The 23,275-nt window shown below is 58.4% G+C and carries 22 protein-coding genes, 4 pseudogenes and 1 riboswitch; of the genes and pseudogenes, 13 read left to right on the top strand and 13 right to left on the bottom strand.

Annotation, left to right across the window (positions count from 1 at the left end; genetic code table 11):
• Window positions 1–93: 93 nt before the first annotated feature.
• Genes QRN60_RS23965 through QRN60_RS26575 form a run of 3 tightly spaced genes read left to right on the top strand, consistent with a single transcriptional unit; the run spans window position 94 to window position 833 of the window.
• Window positions 94–360, top strand: coding sequence for a DUF1488 family protein (locus tag QRN60_RS23965; protein ID WP_087744392.1), 267 nt, complete (start codon window positions 94–96; stop codon window positions 358–360).
• Window positions 361–387: 27 nt separating this feature from the next.
• Complete coding sequence (locus QRN60_RS23960; protein WP_080865464.1) at window positions 388–567, top strand: hypothetical protein; 180 nt, start codon at window positions 388–390, stop codon at window positions 565–567.
• On the top strand, window positions 567–833 hold the full coding sequence (locus QRN60_RS26575) for a DUF982 domain-containing protein (protein WP_060726611.1): 267 nt from the start codon (window positions 567–569) through the stop codon (window positions 831–833). Before QRN60_RS23960 ends, QRN60_RS26575 begins: the two co-directional genes overlap by 1 nt.
• 582 nt (window positions 834–1,415) lie before the next feature.
• Here the strand turns inward: QRN60_RS26575 and QRN60_RS23955 are convergent.
• A complete protein-coding gene (locus tag QRN60_RS23955; RefSeq protein WP_087744390.1) occupies window positions 1,416–1,811 on the bottom strand; it encodes a helix-turn-helix domain-containing protein in 396 nt (131 codons plus the stop codon).
• Window positions 1,811–2,107, bottom strand: coding sequence for a type II toxin-antitoxin system HigB family toxin (locus tag QRN60_RS23950; protein WP_060726613.1), 297 nt, complete (start codon window positions 2,105–2,107; stop codon window positions 1,811–1,813). The genes QRN60_RS23955 and QRN60_RS23950 overlap by 1 nt, the downstream gene beginning before the upstream one ends.
• Before the next feature lie 97 nt (window positions 2,108–2,204).
• Between QRN60_RS23950 and QRN60_RS23945 the strand changes: the two genes are divergently transcribed.
• Window positions 2,205–2,582: a hypothetical protein gene (locus QRN60_RS23945; RefSeq protein ID WP_112356401.1), complete on the top strand. Its 378-nt coding sequence runs from the start codon at window positions 2,205–2,207 to the stop codon at window positions 2,580–2,582.
• 27 nt (window positions 2,583–2,609) lie between these two features.
• Window positions 2,610–2,795, top strand: a pseudogene (locus QRN60_RS23940) (type II toxin-antitoxin system RelE/ParE family toxin); the annotation flags it as partial.
• 120 nt (window positions 2,796–2,915) lie between these two features.
• On the opposite strand, the gene QRN60_RS23935 reads toward QRN60_RS23940, so the two are convergent.
• Window positions 2,916–3,881 (bottom strand): mechanosensitive ion channel family protein, encoded by a 966-nt coding sequence (locus tag QRN60_RS23935; RefSeq protein WP_236760646.1) that lies wholly within the window; start codon window positions 3,879–3,881, stop codon window positions 2,916–2,918.
• Between the two features lie 1,246 nt (window positions 3,882–5,127).
• Here QRN60_RS23935 and QRN60_RS23930 point away from each other — a divergent pair.
• A complete protein-coding gene (locus QRN60_RS23930) occupies window positions 5,128–6,057 on the top strand; it encodes a prohibitin family protein (protein WP_077998846.1) in 930 nt (309 codons plus the stop codon).
• A gap of 475 nt (window positions 6,058–6,532) precedes the next feature.
• Here QRN60_RS23930 and QRN60_RS23920 read toward each other — a convergent pair.
• Window positions 6,533–7,076 (bottom strand): annotated as a pseudogene (locus tag QRN60_RS23920) (gamma-glutamyltransferase); the annotation flags it as partial.
• Between the two features lie 56 nt (window positions 7,077–7,132).
• On the opposite strand from QRN60_RS23920, the gene QRN60_RS23915 reads away from it, so the two are divergent.
• Complete coding sequence (locus QRN60_RS23915; protein ID WP_060726646.1) at window positions 7,133–8,236, top strand: nucleotidyltransferase family protein; 1,104 nt, start codon at window positions 7,133–7,135, stop codon at window positions 8,234–8,236.
• A gap of 180 nt (window positions 8,237–8,416) precedes the next feature.
• On the opposite strand, the gene QRN60_RS23910 is transcribed toward QRN60_RS23915, so the two are convergent.
• The 6 genes from QRN60_RS23910 to QRN60_RS23885 form a co-directional block, all read right to left on the bottom strand.
• The gene (locus QRN60_RS23910) at window positions 8,417–8,671 is read right to left on the bottom strand and encodes a hypothetical protein (protein ID WP_162686303.1); all 255 of its coding nucleotides are present in this window, start codon (window positions 8,669–8,671) and stop codon (window positions 8,417–8,419) included.
• Window positions 8,672–8,680: 9 nt separating this feature from the next.
• Entirely contained in the window at window positions 8,681–9,466 is a 786-nt protein-coding gene (locus QRN60_RS23905; RefSeq protein WP_060726647.1) for an SDR family oxidoreductase, read from the bottom strand.
• Between the two features lie 24 nt (window positions 9,467–9,490).
• Window positions 9,491–10,450 (bottom strand): sugar-binding transcriptional regulator, encoded by a 960-nt coding sequence (locus tag QRN60_RS23900; protein ID WP_060726648.1) that lies wholly within the window; start codon window positions 10,448–10,450, stop codon window positions 9,491–9,493.
• A gap of 20 nt (window positions 10,451–10,470) precedes the next feature.
• Complete coding sequence (locus QRN60_RS23895) at window positions 10,471–11,940, bottom strand: FGGY family carbohydrate kinase (RefSeq protein WP_087744460.1); 1,470 nt, start codon at window positions 11,938–11,940, stop codon at window positions 10,471–10,473.
• Window positions 11,941–12,055: 115 nt separating this feature from the next.
• Window positions 12,056–13,012, bottom strand: coding sequence for a transketolase family protein (locus tag QRN60_RS23890; protein ID WP_087744382.1), 957 nt, complete (start codon window positions 13,010–13,012; stop codon window positions 12,056–12,058).
• On the bottom strand, window positions 13,012–13,821 hold the full coding sequence (locus QRN60_RS23885) for a transketolase (protein ID WP_129567409.1): 810 nt from the start codon (window positions 13,819–13,821) through the stop codon (window positions 13,012–13,014). The genes QRN60_RS23890 and QRN60_RS23885 overlap by 1 nt, the downstream gene beginning before the upstream one ends.
• Before the next feature lie 438 nt (window positions 13,822–14,259).
• Here QRN60_RS23885 and QRN60_RS23880 point away from each other — a divergent pair, with 438 nt between their 5' ends.
• The 4 genes from QRN60_RS23880 (at window position 14,260) to QRN60_RS23865 (ending at window position 18,703) form a co-directional block, all read left to right on the top strand.
• Window positions 14,260–15,240 carry an ABC transporter permease gene (locus tag QRN60_RS23880; protein ID WP_060726651.1) on the top strand — a complete coding sequence of 327 codons (981 nt, stop codon included), beginning with the start codon at window positions 14,260–14,262 and terminating at the stop codon, window positions 15,238–15,240.
• A 132-nt stretch (window positions 15,241–15,372) separates the two neighbouring features.
• Window positions 15,373–16,302: a sugar ABC transporter substrate-binding protein gene (locus tag QRN60_RS23875; RefSeq protein ID WP_060726652.1), complete on the top strand. Its 930-nt coding sequence runs from the start codon at window positions 15,373–15,375 to the stop codon at window positions 16,300–16,302.
• 119 nt (window positions 16,303–16,421) lie between these two features.
• On the top strand, window positions 16,422–17,900 hold the full coding sequence (locus QRN60_RS23870) for a sugar ABC transporter ATP-binding protein (protein ID WP_087744378.1): 1,479 nt from the start codon (window positions 16,422–16,424) through the stop codon (window positions 17,898–17,900).
• 14 nt (window positions 17,901–17,914) lie between these two features.
• Window positions 17,915–18,703 (top strand): SDR family oxidoreductase, encoded by a 789-nt coding sequence (locus QRN60_RS23865; protein ID WP_060726654.1) that lies wholly within the window; start codon window positions 17,915–17,917, stop codon window positions 18,701–18,703.
• Window positions 18,704–18,793: 90 nt separating this feature from the next.
• Here the strand turns inward: QRN60_RS23865 and ribB are convergent, their stop codons facing one another.
• Window positions 18,794–19,435 (bottom strand): 3,4-dihydroxy-2-butanone-4-phosphate synthase, encoded by a 642-nt coding sequence (gene ribB / locus QRN60_RS23860; RefSeq protein WP_112997700.1) that lies wholly within the window; start codon window positions 19,433–19,435, stop codon window positions 18,794–18,796.
• A gap of 120 nt (window positions 19,436–19,555) precedes the next feature.
• Window positions 19,556–19,706, bottom strand: a riboswitch (FMN riboswitch).
• Between the two features lie 324 nt (window positions 19,707–20,030).
• Here ribB and QRN60_RS23855 point away from each other — a divergent pair.
• Window positions 20,031–20,746 (top strand): annotated as a pseudogene (locus tag QRN60_RS23855) (IS6 family transposase).
• 533 nt (window positions 20,747–21,279) lie between these two features.
• Here the strand turns inward: QRN60_RS23855 and QRN60_RS23850 are convergent.
• Window positions 21,280–21,774, bottom strand: coding sequence for a ferritin-like domain-containing protein (locus QRN60_RS23850; protein WP_020808108.1), 495 nt, complete (start codon window positions 21,772–21,774; stop codon window positions 21,280–21,282).
• 258 nt (window positions 21,775–22,032) lie between these two features.
• On the opposite strand from QRN60_RS23850, the gene QRN60_RS23845 reads away from it, so the two are divergent.
• On the top strand, window positions 22,033–22,200 hold the full coding sequence (locus tag QRN60_RS23845; RefSeq protein WP_284767046.1) for a hypothetical protein: 168 nt from the start codon (window positions 22,033–22,035) through the stop codon (window positions 22,198–22,200).
• An 84-nt stretch (window positions 22,201–22,284) separates the two neighbouring features.
• Here the strand turns inward: QRN60_RS23845 and QRN60_RS23840 are convergent.
• A pseudogene (locus QRN60_RS23840) lies at window positions 22,285–23,147 on the bottom strand (IS30 family transposase).
• Between the last annotated feature and the right edge of the window lie 128 nt (window positions 23,148–23,275).

Genomic DNA, 23,275 nt, shown 5'->3' with positions numbered 1-23,275 from the left:
ACATCGAGTTGTAGCGCCTGCACTCCTTCATCCGCCCGAAACTCGATCGAAAAATGAAGCCGCCGACATATGGCAGAATGGGGGAGATCGCTAATGCCCCTTTCTTTTCCAAACTCGGCACGTAGCATCGATGAAGCACACAGGCGCGTCCGTTTCCTTGGACATGATGGTGTGTTTCCGGTCCAGTTTTATGTATCCGCGGAAGTGCTGGCCAGCGGGTTATCCCAGCGAACTGCCAGCGAGGTCGATTATCTCGCTTCGTTCGATGCGCTTCGCCCCCGAATTCTAAAGGTCGCAAAGGCGGCCTATGCAGTGACACGCAACGGCACGATCACCCTTGATCTCAAACACTTCCGGTGAATGCAGTTCCTACCAAAGGATCTCGTCATGCAAAATCCTGTTACTACCCGTAAAAACGGTCGATCTGGAAAAGAAAAAACCTGGTACGTCAGTGAGTTTGCGTTGCGATTTCGCCTCGACAAGTTGGAGGAAAATCGCCTGAGGAAACTGCTGGGACCGATCGCCAGGGAGATCGACCTCCTCAGAAACGCCGGCAGGCTCCGGTAATGGTGGCCACGGTAATCCCGGTTGACTTTTCCACATTCTGGCATCTACCAGTGACCATAGAGCTGGCGGGTCGCCCGCAGGTGCAGGTTTGCGGTCCTCGCGATGCGCTGCGTTATCTCGCTGAAAACATCACCCATCAATATGGTCCCTGCTATAGCCGGGCTAGAAGGCGATGCCACGCTGCCCTCAGGAACCAGATAACGGCGGAGGACATGCGCGCTGATTTCCTCGCCGCTTGCGTCGAGTCTGACATGCGATCGAGATAGCTGTGCCGGCTTACTTACCGTATGCTGCAGATGAAAGACCGGTTCACACAGTCGCCAACCGAGGCGCGTCTCCTGCCTATCCGGTTCGCGCCAGCTGTTTTCTTCTCCGAATTGGATAAGCCCTGTCTTTCACCCGGACGACCGGTTTGCGACGGCGCCCATGACCACGCCACCCGGAAAAACGTCAGGTCGCATCAACAGGAGAGAAACCTCCTCAAACATCGTTGCGACCGCAGATCGCAAACAGACCAGAGGGCTGCAGTACCTGGAGGCCGATGCCGGCTCGGAGGGGCGGGGGGGCTCTAGACATGTGTTGCTGTGGTCCACCGGGACTACCGTCCCCGTGTTGACGGAGAGCGGTGATTCAATTCTCGCAGAGCTTCGCAAAGCGCCCTGCGTTCGGGCTATTGGCGTTCACGTAAAGAAAAGCTGAGACAGGCGTCCTGGTTTCCTTTCCGCCAGAGGCAGGATTGGCACGGTGGGCAACGATTTCCTCGCCCCACGATTGGACGCGTTCGAGGAACCACCGGTCGCCGTTGGAGCACTCACGACGTCGGCGATCGGTTAAGACGAGGCCACCCGTCAAGCGTATTTAAGCTCCGGAGCTGCAAGGTGATAGGGCTCAACGAGACAATCGGAAGGAATGCCCCATTCCTTGTGTAGCCGATGGATCATATCAACGGTCAGGGCGCGCTTCTTGTTCAGCACTTCGGATGCGCGGGAGCGGGATCCGAACAGCGTCGCGAGGTCGCCTTGGCTACGTCCTGTCAGCTCCATGTGAGCCTTGATAAGCTCGACCGGTTCGGGTGCCTCGACGGGGTAATGCTTGTCTTCGTATGCTCCGATCAGATCGGAAAGAACATCGAAGCGCATGCCGTCGGTGCTGAGAGGATCGGGCGGATTGTCGAAATACTGGCTGACCTCCGCAATGGCCCATGCGAGGTCGTCATCGCTTCTGATGGCGCGAATGTTGTCCATTACACTGTCTCCGGGTTGATCTGGTCGTATTCCTTGTGCGTGCCGATGAATTTAATCAGCACTCGCTTGTATGGGTAGGCAACGTGGACGATAAGCCGGTACTTGTTGCCCGAAATGTCGAAAATAATGCGATTGTCGGAAACAAAATCGACTGTCGCGCCAAATATTGCCTTCACGTCGGCCGGACTGGTCCATTCGGCCTTGCTGACGATCGCATGCCACGTTTTCAGAGGTGTTTCGGCCTGAAAGTGAAGCTCCCAAAACTGTTTCAACGTAGACTTGGCGATGATCTGCATGGGGACTACCTATCACATTCCCAAAACGGGAACAAGAGAAAATTCCCAAAACGGGAACAGCCGGGGCCTGTGGTGACGCCGAATCTCCAGTACAACCATGAAATTCATCTTACATTCTATCTTGAGGGTCAATCCGCCCGCAAAGGTGAGCGGCAACGCGCTGCGCCTCGTAAAAATCGGAACGGCCGGTGACGATTTCAAAGCCACCGCCGATGAGTTTTCTATAGATCGTAAAAAACTCCACTTCTGCGCGGGACTTGCTGCCCTCGATGCAGGTTCCGTCATACCCTTCTCCGGTTTTGTCAATGCAGCCGCCGAGTACGAGGGTTTCGAAAATCCGCAATCGGGTTTCCGCAGTCCGGTGCTGCAATTGAACAGCTCGGCTGATCTGAAGGCGCAATTCTCGGTTGGCACGTTTGAAAGGGTATGCGCATCAACGTGCGCCCTTCAATTCGGCCATCTTGGCACCGACTAGCCAAAGGCCTTTGAACTGCGATTCACAACCCTTGCCGAGGGCAAAGGTTCTTTCAAGGATATGAGCGCGCTTTATCCGGCGTTACGAATGGTGCGATGCCAACACCACTACGTCTTTTGTCTGCCTCGAGAGGGATGGCCCGCCCTCGTCGTGGCGATTCTTCATGAACGAATGGATCTCATGAAGAGTTTGGTTGATCGTCTGAACGAATGATGTTTGGACGGAGGCGGGATTACCTGAGCGCAAGACCGACAAATAGTTGTTATCGTGTGGCCAAAAAAGGGGGCGCGCCAGTTCTGTTCCCTTCAAGAGCAATCGCCTCAACTGATGCCGTCACTTGATGGCTTGGTTTGATGCCGTTGACCGCTGATGTTCCAAGGTTGCGGCGGCAAGATCAGACGGGTCTTTACCAGCGATGTTGACGACAGGTTGAGCGAAAGTGACGCCATTCTCCTGAAACGATTTTCGAAGAGATGCATATGCCGTACGTCGAATAAAGCTCTGCTGGCTGGTTGGGACGGTGATCATCGCGAAGCTGACTACAATTCCGTACTCCGCAAAGTCCTCGACGCCCTTAAGCTTAAGCGGCTCAATAAAGAAGCGGCCCAATTCGGGATCAGTGAGCAACGTCTGGCCGATCGCTTTACCGATCTTGCGGACTTTTTCCAGATCCGTGTCATACGGGACAGTCACAAGTATCTTGGTCTTGGACCAATCACGGCTCATGTTTTCCACTGCCCCCAACTCGCCAAAAGGAACAGTGAAAATCGGACCCCTGTGATGTCTTAACTTTACCGAGCGAAGGCTGAACCCCTCGACAGTTCCCCGGTAATCCTTTGCCTGAATGTATTCTCCCACCCGGAAAGCGTCGTCAATCAGATAGAAAAAGCCACTTATGATATCCCGCACCAACGCTTGTGAGCCAAAGCCGATCGCCACTCCAACAATGCCCGCTCCTGCGATGAGTGGACCGATGTCGACCCCGATCTGACGAAGGATCGTCAGGCTTGCAACAACAAGAATGGCGACCGCGAGCACATTCCGGAGGATTGGAAGCAATGTTTGCAGCCGCGTGAAATGCTCCCCCTCCCAATCAGTTGTGGGCGCAGGCGAAGAGATGCTTTGGCGGGCGAGCAGTCGCTCTATGGCGGCTTTCGAGAGATGCCAGATAACGTCGGCAACCAGAAGGACAAGTGCGCTCCTCAAGACGCCACTAAGAGCGTCATGTACCAACGGGACACCGTGACCAGGGAAGCTGACGTCCGTTTCCCACACAAATGCTATCCAGGCGAGAGCCAACAGGAATATCGACGCCCTCGCTCCGTTTCAAGCGCGGGCGTAAGAGTTTTATAAGGCCGGCCGCGACGTTGCTCCGGCCTCGACAGAACCATAGTCGGTAACAATTGAAGATAGAGTAGCGGGCACCTGTGCAGGTGCTCATGGTAGCCTTAGAAACCTCCACTCAACATCGTTGCGACCGCAGATCGCAAACAAACCAGAGGGCTGCAGTACCTGGAGGCCGATGCCGGCTCGGAGGGGCGGGGGCCCTCTAGACATGTGTTGCTGGCCCACCGCTACTACCGTCCTCGTGTTGACCAGGGAGAACGGTTCCGGGACCTGTCTTCCAAGACCGCCTTCCCGCTGTCCGGTGGTGCGCCGAGAGAATTCAATTCTCGCAGAGCTTCCCCACGAGCGCCAAGCTGATGGAGACTTCCTTTTCGAGAATGGTGATCACGCTTGCGACGCCGTACTCTCCCGCAGCGCGCGGCCCAGCATTACGCCCTCGCTCCCACACCGATCGCCTTGAGGATGTCTGTGTCGCGACGAATGCCAGCATCAAGCAGAAGTCTGGACCGACGGCCACGCGAATGCCGGTCGGGGCGCGGATCATGCTGGCGCAATCTATACCGCTGATTTTGTCCCCGAAATACTTGACGTTTATTTAGGTCGAAGGTTTGACTCGGCTCGAGAGCTGAACGAAGAGGACGGCTCATTACCTCTGCCCTCATTTTGGCGAGAGCAATTCGATTGGTTGACAATGCTCCATCACCCATTCCCGAACGCACCCGGCTTTTGTTCTCACGGAACGCTGCACAGTCGTGGAGATTGGCGCTCATGCGTGGGCGAGGCTCATGATCAAGACGAGATCAGGAGATAGGTTTTTACAGCATGGGTCAGGTTGGCTTTTCGGTAGGCCTTTTTACGCATAATCCCACCGCATGAGACGATAGTGAATTTATAGTCTGAAAAACTTGACAAAAACACTTAATGTCTGTCTTGCCTGGTTATCTTCCATCTAACCGCGACAACGGCAACGGGTATCGCCGTCACTGCGGGTCAACTCGATCCAAAACACTCGCCTTGTGGTCCTCGGGGATGCCCATACACCACAATCATTCAGCACAAGGCGCACAAGAGGTAAAAGGCCAGAGATGGCCCGTCATGACAACAAGTGCCGCCCACGAGGCAAGGTTCACCATTGGTCGTCACTAAGCGATCCGGCGACTTTCTTGCAAGACGGGCACACCAATATTTGAGGTTTCACGTGCGAGTACTTCCCGTCATTCCATCGATCATCTTCGGGATTGTGGCGATCGCAATTCTGAGCATTGTCTTCGGTTCGTGGTATACGATCGACCAGGGGGAGCGCGGCGTCATCTTGAGATACGGGGCCATTGCCGGAACCGCGGAGCCAGGGCTCGGATTCAAGCTGCCGGTCATCGATACCGTCGTACGGATATCGGTCCAGTCGAAAGCAGCGGTATACGACGCGATGGAAGCGTATAGTCGCGATCAGCAGCCGGCGACCGTTAAGCTGTCAGTGAACTACCGCATTCCAGTTGATCGGGTCGCTGCAGTTTACGAGCAGTACGGGTCGGAGGCAGGTCTGCTGGGGCGGCTGATTGAGCGTCGGGTGTTCGAAGAGACGAAGACGGTGTTCGGACGGTTCAACGCAGTTACCGCCATCCAGGAGCGTGGCAGGCTCAATCAGGAAATTGCTATGGCGATTCAAGAGGGTGTTCAGGGGCCGGTCACCATCGAGAGCGTACAGATCGAGAATATCGACTTCTCCGATTCCTACGAGGCCAGCATTGAGCAGCGCATGCTGGCTGAGGTGGAAGTCCAGAAACTGCGGCAGAATGCGGAGCGGGAAAAGGTGCAGGCCGAGATCACCGTTACCCAGGCCAATGCCAGTGCCGATGCACGCCGTGCAGACGCTCAGGCACAAGCCGATGCGGTACGTTTGCAGGCCCAGGCGGATGCTGAAGCAATCAGGTTACGTGGTGATGCTGAAGCTTTGGCCATCAAAGCGCGCGGCGACGCCCTGCGCAACAACCCGGGACTCGTTTCCCTGACCCAGGCCGAGAGATGGGACGGTCGGCTCCCGACCACGATGCTGCCGAATGGCGCGCTTCCGATGATCGACCTGCGCAATCCCGGTTTGCCGGACGTTGAGCAGAGCGAGGGCCAATGACCGCACCGCAAGCATGAGGCGCTGTCTACCGAGGGCGCCGACCACCCGCTGGTCTGCGAGCTACCAATGGCGACAAGATTCCCGGCAAAGAAGTCGGGCGCGCGTGCGGCAGCCGCCGACAGCTGGGGTGCGGCATATTCCTGCGCCCGTGCGATCATCGTTCCCCCGGTGAGACGGTCCGAGCCGTTGAAAGGCCACCGATCCCGCTTCTGCGCCTACCGGCAAAGATCGTTAGGGACCCGCGCCCGGTGCAGGTATGTGATGTAGGCCGTCGTCGCGCCGCAGACGTCTATGCGAAGAAGCAGTAATGGCATCGTGCCGCCCAGGATAATTTGCACGGCCTTGATGACAACTACGATGGTCCAACGCGTCCGGGTGCCACCGTATGCGGACGGGTATCGACCCGAACAGGTTGGTGAACTCTGCCCCATGCTTCGGGGGTGTGGACTGGCGAAGTTTCAATTTTCGTAAAGGCTCAGTCCCCTACAGCTACGCCTTCCCGTCGTGGATCGGCGCTGCCAGCCAAACCCTGGGGGTCATCTCGATAGCATGCAAACCGGAGTTCATCTCACCCGCCTTTACCTCGTAACCCATCGCCTTCAGGGGGCGACCAGTTCGTCCGCACTGGTGCCGGCCTCTATGTCATAAATGCCGAACCGGTTGACGAGATGCGGCTGGGCGACAATCGCTTCAACCGGCACGCCCCAGTCAATATAGGCGATCAGTGCCTGCGCCACGTAACCAATGATCTGACTGCCACCGGGTGAACCAATTGCAAGCAGCGGCTTTCCATCCTTCATCACGATAGTCGGAGCCATCGAGGAGGGTGGGCGTTTGCCGGGCTCAACGCGGTTGGCGACCGGCAGGCCGCCGTCATGGGTCTTGAAAGAGAAGTCCGTCAACTCGTTATTGAGCAGGAAACCGTTCGTCATCAGACGCGAACCGAACCCGTTTTCGATCGTCGTCGTCATCGAGACCACGTTGCCATCCTTGTCGACAATGATAAAATGGCTTGTGGAGTTGCGTAAATCGATTGACTATACTAGATTTGAGGAAATGTTATAAGGCGCCTCAAATGAAGCAAATCGACCTCATGTTCCGAACGATGGTCGCGGAGTTGCAGCAACGGACTTTTGATGCGCAGTGGTCGGCCGATTTCCCACCCACTGGTCGCTTTGTTTCGGTCAAGGTCGACAATCGCTCATACTGGTACTTCGACCAACCGGATGGCAAAGGTGGTCAAAAGCGGCGCTATGTCGGCCCTGCTGATGATGACGAAATCACAACCCGGGTTCAAGCCTTCAGGGGCGAAAAGGATGATTACCAGAACCGTCGAAAGATGGTGGCGGCACTGACGCGCGAAGCGGGTCTGATTGCTCCGGATCGCTTCACAGGCACAGTTGTTGAGACGTTGGCATCGGCTGGGTTATTCCGGCTCCGTGGTGTCCTCGTCGGCACAGTCGCGTTCCAATGTTATGCGGCCCATCTCGGTATCCGCCTGCCTATGGCTGCGATCCTGACAGGTGACGCGGATCTGGCTCAAGATTACGCGATCTCGAGCGAGGTCGAAGATTCAATTCCGCCGATTGTCGCTCTCCTTCAGTCCATCGATCCGTCATTCCGGGCCGTACCTCATGTTTCTGGTTCCCCTCGCTCCAATGCTTTCCGCAACTCGACCGGTTACCGAGTAGAGTTCCTGACGACAAACCGGGGATCGGAAGATTACGCGGATCAACCGGCGCAAATGCCGGCTCTCGGCGGCGCGTCTGCCGAACCTCTGCGATATATGGACTTCCTCATCCGTGATCCGGTGCGAACGATCTTGCTGCATGGTGCCGGTGTCTCGGTCGTGGTGCCCGATCCATCACGGTTCGCCGTTCACAAACTGATCGTGGCCGGTCGGCGTCAAGATGACGCCGGTGGAAGGGCAAAGAAAGAAAAGGACTTGCGTCAGGCCGGAATGCTGTTTGAGGCGTTGCAGGAAACCGGAGCTGGCCGCGATCTGGCAGATGCTCTTCGCGAAGCATGGGGCAGAGGCGCATCCTGGAGAAGTGCGATCACAGCGGGCGTTGATGCCGTCCAGAGGCAATATCAACCTTCCGTCCATCGCACGTTCGGCATTCTACCGGCTGATGAAATAGAAAAGTCCCGAGTCCTCTTGCGGGAAAAGAACGCTTAATAAGAAGCGTGGATATCCAGTCTAACAAAGGAAATCAATTGGATATGGTTATTCTGCCGGGTGCTTGGGTTCGAATCTCGTCAAGGTGGACGACTTGAAATTTGCCCATTCGTACGATCACGTGACAGCGGACACCTCGCGGCCCCAACGTCGTTAAGACCTCGTTGCCTGCTACAGCTTTTAGATATACCCCCGGTAGAGCGTGTCGATTAGAGTATGGAATTCTGCCGCGCTCTTGAAGCCAGGCAGGGCTTCTTCGGAAAGCGCGCCTTGAAGTACGATGGGTCGAGACTGTTGTATCACGCACGTGAAACGCTGACGATCGCGCGGCCAGATGTCGACCAGCCGGCGATCACGGCCATCCGAAAGTCCGCGCAAGAAATTCGAATTGCGCGAAGTCGGTTGAATGTCCAGGTTTCCGAAACTGGCACTCACCAAGGCCTCTTACGACATGATCAACCCGCCATCGACGTTGATTGTCTGGCCCGTGATGTAGGCCGCATCTTCGGAAGTCAGAAACGCGACCAGTGCCGCCACTTCGGCAGGCGTTCCGGCGCGGCGCATGGGAATGTTGCGCACCCATTCGGCCATCAGTTCGCCGGGCTTGTAATCGCCGAGCATCTGGCCCCACACACGGTCATTATAGTCCCACATTTCGGTGTGGATGATGCCGGGGCAAATGGCGTTGACGGTGATGCCCTCCGGTGCCAGTTCCTTGGCAAGGCTTTGCGTCAGGCCGACGACGCCGAACTTCGAGGCGGCGTAATGCGGGGTGTAAATGAAGCCCTGACGCGCCTGACCGGACGCAGTATTGACGAGGCGGCCCCTGGTGCCGCTTGCGCGGAAGCGGCGGATCGCCTCCTGGCAGCAGAGGAACGCGCCCTTGGTATTGACGTCGAGATTGAAATCCCACTGTTCCTGCGTCAGCTCTTCGATCTTCGAAATGGTGATGACGCCGGCGTTCTGGACGGAGATGGAAAGCGGGCCGATCGCCTCTTCGGCGGCGCCATAGGCCTCGCGTACCGCTGCCGCGTCCCGAACATCGAGGATCACGCCATGGGTGGCGACGCCGGTCTCGTCAGCAAGTTTTTTGGCGGCATCCTGCGTGTCCTTGTCGACAGAGGCGATGGCGACTTTTGCGCCTTCCTCAGCAAAACGGCGGGCGATGCCGTAACCGATCCCCTTGTTGCCTCCGGTCACGAATACGGATTGACCTTCAAAGCGCCTCATGTCTCCTCCTTTATGGGATTTTGGCTATGTTTCCTTGCCGACCAGTCGTTCGGCGGTGAATTTGTCGGTGACGAGCACGTCAATCACACCGGTTCTGAGTGCTCCGGCAATTGCCTCGGTCTTTTTCGAACCGCCGGCCAGCGCAATGACACGGTCGACATTGGAGAGGTTTTCGAGCGGCAGGCCGATGACCCGGTCGTCGAGCGGCGTCTTCACCGGCTTTCCCTCCTTGTCGAAGAACCGGAGCGATATGTCGCCCACGGCACCCGCCTGGGCGAGATCGGCAAGTTCCTTGGCGGAAAAAATGTTGCCGGAACGCGCAAGAAGCTCAGACGGCTCGACTGCACCAATACCGACGACGGCGAGCGTGATCGACCCGAAGAGATCGATGGTCTCGCGCACGAAGGGATCGGCAAGCATCAGAAGCTTTGCTTCCCGTGAGGTTGCGACCCCCGGCACTGGCAGCAGTTTCGGTTCGGCCTCCGTCAGCCGCGCCAGACGCGTGGTGATCTGGGTCGCGTGCGTCTGTACCGATGGGTCGCCCATGCCGCCCAGCGTCTGGACGATATAACGCGCCTTGGCGCCCTTAAGAGGGTGGATGTTTTCCACCATCTTGAAGATCGTCTGGCTCCAGCTGGAAACGCCGATGATCTCGTTCTGCGATAGTGTCACCTCGAGGAAATGCGCCGCCGCCTCGCCAATACGGGCCATGATGGCGCCGTCACGATCCTCGCTGCAATCGACGACGATGGCTTCCGGCAGGTCGAAACGGTCGCGAAGCTGTTCTTCCAGATCGCCATAGGTGCCGGGCGGTGGAATGATGCTGGTGCGCACGATGCCTTCTGCCTCGGCGCGCTTCAGCATACGCGAGACGGTCGCCTGCGAAAGATTGAGATGCTGGGCGATTTCCGCCTGACGCTTTTGTTCGCTGAAATACATCTGCGCTACGCGGGAAATCATTCGAAGTTCGTTTAACCTGCCCATAAGCCCTCCAGAGTGAATTTTTATTCACCATTACCCGAGGTTACAGGCAAGGTCGAGCGGGCAATCGCGTCGCGCCAGATGCCGAGCTGCTGCCGGCTTTCGCTGTTGGCAGGCGCGATGGTGTTGCCTTGGCTTGCAAGGTCAGCGACGGTCTTGAGATCGTTCCAGAAACCGAGGGAGAGGCCGGCGAGATAGGCCGCACCCAGTGCGGAAGCTTCCGGCGCATCGCGCTGGATGACCGGTTGTTCCAGCATGTCTGCGACGCATTGCATCAGGAAACGGTTCTGGCTCGGCCCGCCATCCACGAACAGCCGCCCGAAGCCGGAAGGCGACTGCGCGCGCATGGCGGCGAAGACGTCATGGACCTGAAAGGCGATGGAATCGGTGACGGCGCGGGCCATCTGGGCACGGGTGGTGCTGAAATTGATCTGGGAGAAAAGCGCTCGCGCATTCGTATCCCAATAGGGCGCGCCGAGGCCGACGAAGGCCGGTACGAAACCGGGGCCATTTGGCTCGGCGGTGGCAGCAAGTTCCACCAGCGCGGCGACATCGGGCAGGCCGAGAATCTCCGTCATCCAGGGCAGGGAGGCGGCCGAAACGAGAATATTGCCTTCAAAGGCGAAGGTCGGTTTGCCACCTAGTCGCCATGCAACGGTGGTGGTGATGCCACGTTCGGGCGCGATGAAATGCGGCAGGGTCGTCATGACCGATGAGCCGGTGCCGAAGGTCACCTTGCCGTCGCCGGGGTTGAAGGCGCCATGGCCGAAGAGGGCGGCGTGGCTGTCGCCTATTGCCGCGAGGATCGGCGTGCCGTCCTTGATGCCGGGAACGCCGAGCGTTACGCCGAATTCGCCGCTGCTGTCGCGCAGGTCGGGCAGGGCGTTGATATCGATGCGGAAGAGGTCGCAAAGCTCCTCGCTCCAGAGCTGGCGGTTGAGATCGAGCAGCTGGCTGCGGGCGGCATTGGAGGCGTCGCAGGCATGCACCTTGCCGCCGGTGAAGCAATGGATGAGCCAGCTATCGATTGTCCCGAGGCGAAGCCTGCGGCCCTTCGGTGCGCGCTCCAGAAGCCAGCGCATTTTTGCGCCCGGGAACATCGGATCGATCGGCAGGCCGGTCAGCGCCATGACGCGCCCGGAATGGCCATTTTCGATCAGTTCGGCGCAATCCTGTGCGGTGCGGCGGCATTGCCAGCTGAGCACCGGGCCGAGCGGTTCGCCGGTTTCGCCGTCCCAGATGGTCACGGATTCGCGCTGGTTGGAAATCGCGATGGCCGCGACATTGACGTCAGAGGGCGAGGCGGCAAGGCAGGCCGAGATTGCCGCACGGACCGAGGCCCAGATGCGGTTTGGCTCCTGTTCCACCCAGCCGGGCTGCGGATAGGCGATGCCGACCGGTGATGAGCCGCGCGCCAGCAACTCTCCGCTTTCCGAGACGAGAATGGCCTTGGAATTGGTGGTGCCCTGATCGATGGAAAGAATAGCGCGCATCATGGGAGTCTTTCGTCGGCAGTTTTTCGTTTCGGCCTTGCGGTGATTAAACGACGATATTGCAAAAAGGGTGTCGCCGCGCATCCGAAGACACGCGACGACCCTGGGAGGAGACTTACTTTCTCTTGATCAACGCTTCAGCCGCATCAGCTATTGCCACGGGTGCCATGCCGAATTCATCGAGCAGCCATTCGGCGGAACCGGTATGGGCAAAGACGCCGGGAACGCCGAGGCGTTTCATGGGCACGGGGGCCTGATCGACCACGACTTCGGCGATGGCGGAGCCGAGGCCGCCGAAGATCGAATGTTCCTCGGCCGTCAGGATCGCGCCGGTTTCCTTCGCGGCAGTGACGATAGCCGCCTCGTCGATAGGGCGCACGGTCGCCATGTTCAGTGCCCGCGCCTTGATGCCACGGGTCAACAGGATGTCGGCGGCCTTTACCATGCGGTGGGTCAGCGTGCCATTGGCGATCAACGTCAGGTCGGAACCCTCGCGCAGCAGGTTGGCGCGGCCGAGTTCGAAGACATGGCCTTCCGGCAGAAGATCCGGCACGCCGACACGCGACAGGCGCAGGAAGCAGGGACCGGCATAGTCCGCCGCCCATTTGACGGCTGCGGCCGTCTCGATGCGGTCGCAGGGGGCGATGACAGGCAGGTTCGGCAGAACGCGGGTCCAGGCAAAATCCTCAATGGAGTGGTGCGTCGGGCCCAGTTCGCCATAGGCCATGCCGGAGGATATGCCGATGAGCTTCACATTGGCGTTGGAATAGGCAAGGTCGGCCTTGATCTGTTCCAGAGCGCGGCCAGTGAGGAAGCATGATGCGCCGCAGACGAAGGGCAATTGCCCGCCATTGGCGAGACCGGCGCCGACGCCGACCATGTTCTGTTCGGCGATGCCGACATTGACGAGGCGTTCGGGGAATTTGGACTTGAAGCCGCCGAGCTTTGAAGAGCCGACCGAATCGTTGCAGACGGCGACGACTTTGTCGTTTGCGGCGGCCAGCGCCTCCAGCGTTTCGGCGAAGGCATCGCGGCAGTCATAAAGCTTGGCGGCGGTTACGGGCGCGTTCATCACAATGCCTCCGAAAGTTCTTCGACGGCGATTTCATATTGTTCCCTACTCGGAACCTTATGGTGCCAGTCGACGCGGTCCTGCATGAAGGAAATGCCGTGACCCTTGTTGGTGTGGGCGACGATGCAATGCGGGCGATTGCCGCGATGCTCCAGCGCCGGCACGACTTCCGCCATGGCGTTGCCGTTGATTTCACTCACTTCCCAGCCGAAAGCCTCGAGCTTCGGGCGAAGCGGCGCGACATCATTGGTATCCGAGAGTGCTGCGCCCTGCTGGAAGCGGTTGTGGTCGATGACCAGCGTCAGGTTGTTCAGGCCGAATTGTGCGGCGGACATGATGGCTTCCCAGTTGGAGCCTTCCTGCATCTCGCCGTCACCGGTCATCACATAGGTGTGGTAGTCTGCACCGGAAAGCTTGGCCGCCTTGGCCATGCCGACGGCAACCGGCAGCCCGTGACCGAGCGGGCCGGTATTGGTTTCGACGCCCGGCACCTTGTTACAGTTCGGATGGCCGTTGAGACGCGAATTCGGCTGCAGAAAGGTCGAGATTTCCTCTTCCGGGATGAAGCCGCGCTTGGCGAGCGTCACATAAAGCGCGCAGGCCGTATGGCCTTTCGACAGCACGAAACGGTCGCGGGCAGGGTTCTTCGGATCATCCGGCCAGATGCGCAGGACGCGGAAATAAAGGGCCGTCATGATGTCGATGGCGGACATTTCGCCGCCGACGTGGCCCGCACCCGCTTCAAAAACAGCCTGTACGTCGCGAAGGCGAATCTGGCGCGCAATGCGCTCTAGCTCCTGGGACTGCATGGAATCCTCTTCAAAACATGCGTGTGAATATTTATACAGCTATTTATATAATTGCAAAGATGGCGTTTCTGTCAAGCCGGAATTGCGGATTCTCTTGTTTCGTTCCGTGCTGGTTATTTTTGCCGCTGCATTCGCATTCATGGTGAAGAGCACCTGCCACTCTCATTCCTGTGCTCGTCACAGGAATCCAGTCAGCCCGGGCTCCTGGTCTGAAAGGGCTATTATCGCGGCGCAGACGCGCGTCGGCTGGATTTCTGTGGCGGGCACAGGAATGAGGTGGGGAGGTGGAGGGCCTCAGTTATCGCAGCTTCCGCAGGGCCCATCTCGCTATCCAAGCCTATTGACAAGCTTCTCGGAACTGGCTTATGCATCTTTCACCGATGATGAATAATTATTCTAATCGGTTTAAAAAATGCAAGACAGTCATCGGGAGGAGCCATGTCCGCGCTTGAACGCAATGAGGGTGTCACGCACACTAGGAGCCCGCTTGCCTGGCTGAGCGGTGCGACCGGGCCTCTTTTGGGCCTGCTGCTGCTCTGCGTGTTTTTGACCTTCGCCAGCGAGAATTTCCTGTCGCTTCGAAACGGGCTCAACATTCTCGACCAGATCACCGTTCTCGGCATCATGGCCGTTGGCATGACCTTCGTGATCCTGCTCGGCGGTATCGATCTGTCTGTCGGTTCAGTTCTGGCGCTTTCGATGATGATCATGGGCTGGACGGCCAATGTCGCGGGCATGCCGATGGGCATGGCCATCGTGCTGGCGCTGATTGCATCGGCCGCCTGCGGTCTCGTCGTCGGCATTCTGGTCACCGCCTTCCGGGTGCCGGCCTTTATCGCCACGCTTGCCATGATGTCTGTGGCGCGCGGCCTTGCCAATATGATCACGGACGGCCAGCAGATCGTCGGTTTCCCTGACTGGTTCATGATGCTCGCGATCGACCGCCATTTCGGCGTGCTGACCGCAACCGTGCTTTTGATGCTGGTCGTGGTGCTGATTTCCTGGGCTTTCCTGCGCTTCCGCGCGGAGGGCCGCACCGTCTATGCTGTTGGCGGCAACCCGGAAGTGGCGCGTCTTGCCGGCATCAACGTGCCGCTGGTCACCATCTGCGTTTATGTCGCCTGCGCGGTTCTGGCCGGTCTCGCGGGCATCGTTCTTGCGGCACGTCTCGACTCGGTGCAGCCCTCCAGCGGCTTCGGTTACGAGCTGGATACGATTGCGGCGGTCGTCATCGGCGGAACCTCGCTTTCAGGTGGTGCGGGCGGCATCGGCGGAACCCTTATCGGCGTGCTGATCATCGGCGTGCTGCGCAATGGCCTCAATCTGCTCAACGTTTCTCCCTTTTTGCAGCAGGTCATCATCGGTGTGGTCATCGTGCTGGCCGTGGGCGCTGAAACTTTGCGTCGCCGCAGAAGCTGAATTTGCCTACGGATGGTGTTGAGCCGTCCGCGCAATAAACGACCCTCCCGGCATGGGAGGCGTGAAAAACGGCCGGAGGGGAGGAGGTTTAATCTGCCCGAAGGTCAACAATCAACAAATGGAGGAATAATCATGAAATTTTCACGCATTCTGCTGACATCCGCCGCCCTTCTCGCCCTGTCGCTCGGTTCCGCCAACGCCGCTGAAGTCAAGAAGATCGGCCTTGCCGTCGCCAATCTGCAGGCGAACTTCTTCAACCAGATCAAGCAGGCCGTCGAAGCCGAAGCCAAGACGCGCGGTATCAGCGTCGTCACAGTGGATGCCAAGGGCGATGGCCCGACGCAGGTCAACCAGATCCAGGATCTGCTGACCCAGAACATCGACGCGCTGATCTATATTCCGGCCGGTGCCGCTGCCGCGACCGTTCCGGTAAAGCTTGCGAAAGCCGCCGGTGTTCCCGTCATCAACATCGACCGTAATGCTGATGGCGCCCCAGGCGATACCTTCCTCGCCACCGATTCCGTCGCTTCCGCTAAGTCGGTGTGCGATTACATCATCAAGCAGGCCGGTGGCTCGGGCAAGATGGTCATCATCCACGGCCAGAAGGGCACCACGCCTGAAGTCGACCGTACCAAGGGCTGCATGGAATCGGTCAAGGCCAATTCCGGCGTGAAGGTCGTTGCCGAACAGTGGTCCAACATGTGGAGCCAGGACGAAGGCTTCCAGATCATGCAGAACCTGCTGCAGGCTAACCCTGATGTCTCTATCGTCTTTGCGCAGGCTGACGGTCTGGCGCTTGGTGCGGCGCAGGCGATCAAGGTTGCCAACCCCTCGCAGAAGATCGTTGTCGGCGGCTTCGATGGCGATACTGCAGCGCTTGAGGCGCTGAAGAACGGCGTCTTCGACGTGACCGCGACGCAGCAGACCCAGAAGATGGGCCGCATGGCTGTCGAGATGGCCGTCAAGATCGTCGGCGGCGAGAAGGTTCCGGCCGTGCAGCTCTCCGATGCGACGCTGACCACCAAGGAAAACGTCGCAGGCTTCATCGCCAACCATCCCTGATCCGGCTGTCCCGCGCGTCCGGTCGGATGCGCGGGGCGTTCATTAGTTTGTCTTTATGCAATTTCGGATGCAAAGCCGTGGTGCGTCTTCGCCACGATTGTGTCCTGGGAGGTCCCGTCATGCGCGAGCCGGTTCTTTCGCTCCGTGGCATCAGCAAACGTTACGGTCCGCTCGAGGTTCTGAAAAACGTCGATCTCGACGTCCATGCCGGCGAAGTGGTGGCGTTGCTGGGTGAAAACGGCGCGGGCAAGTCCACGCTATCAGGCATCATCGCCGGTTCGCGTGAGCCGTCCGAGGGTACGATGGCATGGCGCGGCCAGCCCTATGCGCCGTCGTCGCCGCGTGAGGCGATCGACAAGGGCATCGTTCTCATCCACCAGGAGCTGAAGCTTCTGCCGGAGCTTTCCATTGCCGAAAACGTCTTCATTGGCCGCTGGCCGATGAAGAACGGCGTTGTCGACCGTGCCCAAATGGTGCGGCGGGCCCAACAGCAATTGGCGCGCCTCAACCTGCACATTCCCGCAACCCGCAAGGTGGCCGGTCTCTCGACCGCCAACCAGCAACTGATCGAAATCGCCAAGGCTCTGGCGCTGGACGCGAAGCTTCTGATCCTCGACGAACCGACGGCGGCGCTTGGCGGCGCGGAGACGCAGGCTCTGTTCGAGCAGGTGCGCAAGCTGCGCGCCGAGGGCGTGGGCATCATCTATATTTCCCACCGCATGGAAGAGATCAAACAGATCACCGACCGCATCGTCGTATTGCGCGACGGCGAGCGAGTGCATGAATTTGCCGATAGCGCGACGCCGGTGCGCGCCATCGTCGAAAGCATGGTCGGCCGCTCGCTGGAGCGCTTGTTCCCAGCGCTGCCTGAACCGCAGGACAAGGTGGTGCTGGAGGTCAAGGGGCTGACCAGTGCGACCAATGCCTTCCGCGACATCAGCTTCGGCGTTCGCGCCGGCGAAATCCTTGGCATTGCCGGTCTGATCGGCGCGGGACGCACCGAGTTGGTGCGTGCGATTTCCGGTGCCGATCCGACAAGTGCTGGTGAGGTTCTGCTGGATGGCAAGGTGCTGACGCTGAAAAGCCCGGCTGATGCCATCGCCAAGGGCATCGTCATGGTGCCGGAAGACCGCAAATTGCAGGGGCTGGTGGTGGAGCACGAGATCGGTGAAAATCTGATCTATGCCAATCTCGATCGCGTCGGCACCGGCTGGATCACACCGCGTATCAAGCGCGCCTTCACAAAAGAGGCCATCGCCAAATTCGGAGTGAAGGGCCGTAGTGAACAGCCGGCCTCGGATCTTTCCGGCGGCAACCAGCAGAAGGTGGTCATTGCCAAATGGCTTGCCCGCAATCCGCGCGTGGTGGTGCTTGATGAGCCGACCCGCGGCATCGATGTCGGTGCGCGGGCAGGTATTTACGATATCATTGTGGGTCTGGCGAAGAGCGGCGTGGCCCTCATCGTCGTCAGCTCCGATCTGGAAGAGGTGCTGGGCGTTTCGAACCGCATTCTCGTTCTGGCGCAGGGAAAACAGGCCGGCATCCTCAGCCGCGACGAAGCAAACGACGTCTCGGTCATGGAACTGGCAACCATCTGAAGAAGGAAACAGAGATGTCCACCATCACCCTCAACGCGCCGAAACTGTTTGATCTTTCTGGGCAGGTGGCGCTCGTCACCGGTGCCGGTTCCGGCATCGGCCAGCGGATCGCCATGGGCCTTGCCCAGTCCGGCGCCAATGTAGCGCTGCTCGACCGCCGCACCGATGATGGTCTGGCGCAGACGGCGGATTTCATCGCCAAGGCTGGACGCAAGTCGATCCAGATTGCTGCCGACGTCACCAGCAAGCAGGCGCTGACCGATGCGGTTGCGCGCACTGAAGCCGAGCTTGGTGCGCTCTCGCTCGCCGTCAATGCGGCCGGTATCGCCAATGCCAATCCGGCCGAGGAGATGGAGGAAAGCCAGTTCCAGACGATGATGGATATCAACCTGAAGGGCGTTTTCCTGTCCTGCCAGGCGGAAGCCAATGCCATGCTGAAGAACGGCCGCGGCGCGATCGTCAATATCGCTTCCATGTCCGGCGTCATTGTCAATCGCGGGCTGATGCAGTGCCATTACAACGCCTCGAAGGCGGGCGTCATCCATATGTCGAAATCCATGGCGATGGAGTGGGTGGGGCGCGGCATTCGCGTCAATACCATCTCGCCGGGTTACACGGCGACGCCGATGAACACGCGGCCGGAGATGGTGCACCAGACCAAGCTCTTTGAAGAGCAGACGCCGATGCAGCGCATGGCGGGCGTGGATGAAATGGTCGGCCCGGCGATCTTCTTGCTGTCAGATGCGGCGAGCTTCGTGACGGGCGTGGACCTGCTGGTGGATGGCGGTTTCTGCTGCTGGTAGGTTTTGGTCTCGGCGCTGGAGTTCTCTCACGGAATGAAAAACGCCCGGTTTGCACCGGGCGTTTTCGTATTCACAACAAAGAAGCGCAGATCAGGCGACCTGCTTCTGCACCACGTCCTCGACAACCTCGCCCTTGAGGTAAGAAACGAGATCCTTGATCGTCACGACGAGCAGGCCGTGGCGTTCGGCAAAGACTTCGAGCTGGGGCAGGCGGGCCATGGTGCCGTCGTCATTGGCGACTTCGCAGATGGTGCCGCAGGGGAATTTGCCCGCAAGACGGCAAAGATCGACGGCCGCTTCGGTATGACCGGTGCGGCCGAGAACGCCTTGCGGGTTGGCGCGCAGCGGGAAGATATGGCCGGGGCGGGCGAAGTCTTCGGGGCGTGAATCCTCCGATACCAGCGCGCGCACGGTCTTTGCCCGGTCGGCGGCGGAAATGCCTGTCGTGGTGCCCGGAATATAGTCCACCGAGACGGTGAACGCTGTCTTGAGGGATTCGGTATTGCGCGACACCATCAAGGGAATGTCGAGGGCATCCAGTCGCTCGCCCGGCATGGCGACGCAAATCAGCCCGCGCGCATGGTTCATCATGAAGGCGATCTGCTGCGGGGTAATGCTGTCGGAGGCGGCGATGACATCGCCTTCGTTTTCGCGGTCTTCGTCGTCAACGACAATCACCATCTGGCCACGGGAAATGGCTTCGATGGCGTCTTCAATTCCAGCAATGGTCATTTTCTTTCAAGCCTTTCAAGGGTTATGCCGTTTTGCGGCATTTTCGCGCTTCGAGAAGCGCCAAATATCCCTTGGGCGAACAATGCAATGCGAAGCCAGCTCACGCGCCAGCGTCCTATGCCTTGTCCTCTTCCATCCGGACTATACCGTCGGCTCCGGCCTCTCACCGGATCTGCTGACCTTCCGGCTTTGGAGACCGGAAGCGCTCGCGGGCTCCGGGAAAAATCCCGATACCGCCGGTGGGGAATTGCACCCCGCCCTGAGAACAAGGCCAACATAAATTATCAAATGGGAAGGAATCAAGGGGCAATGGCCCGTCGTTATCTCGAAAATCTCACCCTTTTTAGACGGCTCTGGGGCAAGCGTTTCGGCTTCTATAATTTTGGATTGCACGTGTCTGAGAGCTAGCCACTGGTTCCTCAGGATATTTCCAATGATGTAACCGGAGACTTGGCATCCGCGAGTCGTCTAAGGCCTTGATATTGGACGTAACTCGCGAGCTAGCTTGATGACAAAGGCAAGGCCGCCGGTTCGGATCCTTTCAAGGGCATCGTAACGTTAACCGGACATGGATCAAATTGTGGGATCTGGCTGCATGACCAGATTTAACCGTGATCCTCTTTATCGTCGCCACCGATTTACAGCGGAGGTGATTGCCCCTGCAGTTTGGCTGTACTTCAGGTTTCCGCTCAGCCTGCGGATGGTCGAGGATCTGCTGGCAGCGCGGGGCGTCATCGTCTCTCATCAAACCGTGCGCCTCTGGGCTGAGAAATTCGGTAGACACTTTGCCAATGATATCCGGAGGCGATCTGCCGGAAGGCTCGGCGACAAATGGATCTTGATGAGGTTGTCACCACCATGGGTGGAAAGAAACACTGGCTTTGGCGGGCCGTTGAACAGGATGGCTTTGTTCTCGACGCGCTGGTGCAAAGTCGCCGCAATGCCAAGGCTGCGAAACGTTTGATGCGCAAGATCCTGAAAGGGCAAAGCGGTTCGCCGCGTGTGATGATCACCGACAAGCTGCGCTCCTACGGCGCGGCGAAGCGGGAGATCATGCCCGGCGTCGAGCATCGTCCACACAAGGGACTGAACAATCGGGCGGAGAACTCCCGTCAGCCCGTACGACGAAGGGAAAGGATCATGAAGCGCTTCAAGTCAGCGCGACAGCTTCAGTGTTTCGTGTCCATCCACGACCCGATCGCAAACCTCTTTCACATTCCCCGCCACGATATTCCATCCGCTCACCATCGCGAACTGCGAACAGCAGCCTTGGATACTTGGCGTGACGTCGCTCGCCTTCAAACTGCCTGATCCCGGAAAATCGCACTACCTTGCCCTTGGCACATTAAGTTTATGGTGCCGTGGCGCCAGATCGCCCGCATTCATGCCGCATGCTGTTTGGCCTGATGGCGGGCGGTATTTCCGTCACTGCAGCGCATATCGGTCACATCAGTCCCGGCAATCGAAGGCAGGCTATGTATGTCCTGACTGGAAGGCGCGGGGATCGCGGGCGCGGAGCCCCTTGCCTTTTTTCCGAGATGTTCCCAATCGCCCCCGTCCTTGCTGCGCTCCATCTGGTGCCTCTGGCGAGCCCGTTACGTTTTTTCGGTTTGGAAAAAAGATTGTTGCCCACCAATAGAAGCGGCAGCGCGGGCATTGCCGGACTATGACGCAAGGCCGACCAACCCGAAGGTAGGACGCCGGAAGATCGGGCAGACGTCGGCTCGAGAAGTCAGGAGGCACGCGAGCAAGGACAGCCTCAAGGCTTGCACCATAACGCCTAGATGCTGGAACACACAAAGTCTCCCCAAAAGCGGGGAGACCGTCGCAAGTACTTCCACGATTCAGGCAGCCTTCCTGGCGGCCGGGGTTTTATTGATGGCTGTCACTGCAAGGTTGGTCAGCTTGTTGTTCGTCGCTTTCTCCTGATCGAGGATTTCGCTCAGAAGTTTGTGTGCTTCATCGTGACCGAGGTCTTTGGCCCATTCGCGCAACGAACCGTAGCGGGCGATTTCGTAATGCTCAACAGCCTGGCACGCGGCAAGAAGGCCAGCGTCCAGTGCAGTTCCTTCTGCCTCTTCCATGAGACCTTCTGCTTCCTTGATCAAGCCTTCAATAGCGTCGCATTTTTCACCGGAGGCCTTTTTGCCAATGGATTTGAAAACCTGATCGAGTTTCTTGATCTGCTCCTTTGTTTCCGCAAGGTGATCTTCGGCCGCTCTCTTCAACTCGGCGTTCTTGGCGGCCTTCGCGACTTTGGGCAACGCTTTGGTTATCGCGTTCTCGGCATAATAGACGTCCTGCAATGTGTGTTCAAAAATGTCCGCAAGCGTTTTCATGGGGTTCCTCCGATTTCCGATTGTTGACTACTCTAGGGGACAAATGCGCAATTGCCGCCTTGGTTCCCCGCAGCTCCTGTACGGACGGTCACATCCGCCGCCCACTCCGTTCCCGGGATGTCTCTAATGTGCATTTTTCCCGGTTCGCGTGGCGGTTTCGAACAGCAAGCCATCGGACCGACGTATGTCCCTCGGACGAAAGCTTTGATGGAACCGATGTCAGGGCAATCGCATTTTCGGGTCGTAAGGAGGCTCACGATGCGAGAGGACAAGACCGGGCAATATACCGTCGAGCAACTGCAGCAGGAGTACGCTGTCAGCTTGGCCAAGGCAGTCGAAGTGCTGGATCGGTACGGTGGTGACAGGGCAATAATTGAAAAACTTTTGAAGAGATTTCCGCATAGGAATGACGAAGCTGACCACTAAAGATTGCTGGGCCGAATGCCGACCTTTTTTGCGTGGGCTCGCGACGCACTCGGAGACCCGCGGCTCCGCGCGCTGCCAATTTTTCTAGTTCAGGCACTTTCTCGGCTGGTCGTTGAGAATGTGTGTGAACTCGTTAAGCGTCGCCTGCGACATTTGACTGAGGTCTGTATCCGGCGGCAGGAAACGAAAGCCCGGAATGCGGCAAACTCCGTACCGCGATCAAAGGTGAAGCTCTGACGCGCGAAGGCGGGCAGGGAAGAGAATGCACGAATGATTTTGTCCATGATCGGACGCGAGTGCCGGCTCGGGTTCTTGATCAGAACGGTATAGCGGCTTTTGCGCTCAACGAGTGATGTGACATTGGCATGGCCAAACGGACGCTCGAATATGATGAGGTCGCCCTCCCAATGACCAAACTGCGATCTGTTTCCAATGAAATCAGGCCTTTGGCCGATACGATGGCTTGCTGGAAAAGCACCATCGCGCGGTTTTCTGGAGCGGAGAGGACGACGCTTGCGGCGCGCTTCCGGCAGGTATTGATAGAGGCCGAGCGCATAATCTTCCTTGCTGTAAATGAACCGGTAGATCGTTTCGGCGGACACGCGAACAGGGCTTATTCCCTCCGACAGCAGACGCCCGGCGATCTGCTCGGGAGACCATCGAGCCTTGAGTTGACGGATGACGTCGGCTCGCAGATCCGGATGGCGTCGCAGCTTGCGCAAGCGTCTTCGTCGCTCGCGGGTCAGTTGATCAGCGATCGTCCCGAAGTAACCGGTGTACTGGGGAAGCTCACGGTCATGGAAGGTGTTGCGACGGATTTCGCGATAGATGGTTGACCTATGGCGTCCGAGCCGGCGGGCCATCTCGTTGATAGTGACTTTCTGATCAACGAGACGATGAAGAAGGCGACGATCGGCGAGGGTCAATTGCGAATAACATCCGGACATGCGAAAATCTCCAAAGTGAAGCCATTGAAATCACTGGCATGTCGCACTTGGAAATAGAATGTACCAACCCACGAATGTGGCAGCAAGGTTGGAATGTCGCGCATTGCGCAAAGTTAAAATGTCCCCTG

This window comes from Agrobacterium sp. CFBP2214 (assembly GCF_030209895.1).
GTDB lineage: Bacteria > Pseudomonadota > Alphaproteobacteria > Rhizobiales > Rhizobiaceae > Agrobacterium > Agrobacterium radiobacter.
Note: the sequence above shows the minus strand (reverse complement) of the source record. Positions and strands in the feature narration are given on the sequence as shown.

Excerpts from the sequence above, each read along its gene's own strand:
- QRN60_RS23850 (WP_020808108.1), bottom strand. The coding sequence starts at position 21,774 with ATGAAAACGCTTGCGGACATTTTTGAACACACATTGCAGGACGTCTAT.
- QRN60_RS23870 (WP_087744378.1), top strand. The coding sequence starts at position 16,422 with ATGCGCGAGCCGGTTCTTTCGCTCCGTGGCATCAGCAAACGTTACGGT.
- QRN60_RS23955 (WP_087744390.1), bottom strand. The coding sequence starts at position 1,811 with ATGGACAACATTCGCGCCATCAGAAGCGATGACGACCTCGCATGGGCC.
- ribB (WP_112997700.1), bottom strand. The coding sequence starts at position 19,435 with ATGACCATTGCTGGAATTGAAGACGCCATCGAAGCCATTTCCCGTGGC.
- QRN60_RS23890 (WP_087744382.1), bottom strand. The coding sequence starts at position 13,012 with ATGAACGCGCCCGTAACCGCCGCCAAGCTTTATGACTGCCGCGATGCC.
- QRN60_RS23865 (WP_060726654.1), top strand. The coding sequence starts at position 17,915 with ATGTCCACCATCACCCTCAACGCGCCGAAACTGTTTGATCTTTCTGGG.
- QRN60_RS26575 (WP_060726611.1), top strand. The coding sequence starts at position 567 with ATGGTGGCCACGGTAATCCCGGTTGACTTTTCCACATTCTGGCATCTA.
- QRN60_RS23880 (WP_060726651.1), top strand. The coding sequence starts at position 14,260 with ATGTCCGCGCTTGAACGCAATGAGGGTGTCACGCACACTAGGAGCCCG.
- QRN60_RS23915 (WP_060726646.1), top strand. The coding sequence starts at position 7,133 with ATGAAGCAAATCGACCTCATGTTCCGAACGATGGTCGCGGAGTTGCAG.
- QRN60_RS23945 (WP_112356401.1), top strand. The coding sequence starts at position 2,205 with ATGAAATTCATCTTACATTCTATCTTGAGGGTCAATCCGCCCGCAAAG.
- QRN60_RS23965 (WP_087744392.1), top strand. The coding sequence starts at position 94 with ATGCCCCTTTCTTTTCCAAACTCGGCACGTAGCATCGATGAAGCACAC.
- QRN60_RS23885 (WP_129567409.1), bottom strand. The coding sequence starts at position 13,821 with ATGCAGTCCCAGGAGCTAGAGCGCATTGCGCGCCAGATTCGCCTTCGC.
- QRN60_RS23960 (WP_080865464.1), top strand. The coding sequence starts at position 388 with ATGCAAAATCCTGTTACTACCCGTAAAAACGGTCGATCTGGAAAAGAA.
- QRN60_RS23950 (WP_060726613.1), bottom strand. The coding sequence starts at position 2,107 with ATGCAGATCATCGCCAAGTCTACGTTGAAACAGTTTTGGGAGCTTCAC.
- QRN60_RS23905 (WP_060726647.1), bottom strand. The coding sequence starts at position 9,466 with ATGAGGCGCTTTGAAGGTCAATCCGTATTCGTGACCGGAGGCAACAAG.
- QRN60_RS23875 (WP_060726652.1), top strand. The coding sequence starts at position 15,373 with ATGAAATTTTCACGCATTCTGCTGACATCCGCCGCCCTTCTCGCCCTG.
- QRN60_RS23900 (WP_060726648.1), bottom strand. The coding sequence starts at position 10,450 with ATGGGCAGGTTAAACGAACTTCGAATGATTTCCCGCGTAGCGCAGATG.
- QRN60_RS23845 (WP_284767046.1), top strand. The coding sequence starts at position 22,033 with ATGCGAGAGGACAAGACCGGGCAATATACCGTCGAGCAACTGCAGCAG.
- QRN60_RS23895 (WP_087744460.1), bottom strand. The coding sequence starts at position 11,940 with ATGCGCGCTATTCTTTCCATCGATCAGGGCACCACCAATTCCAAGGCC.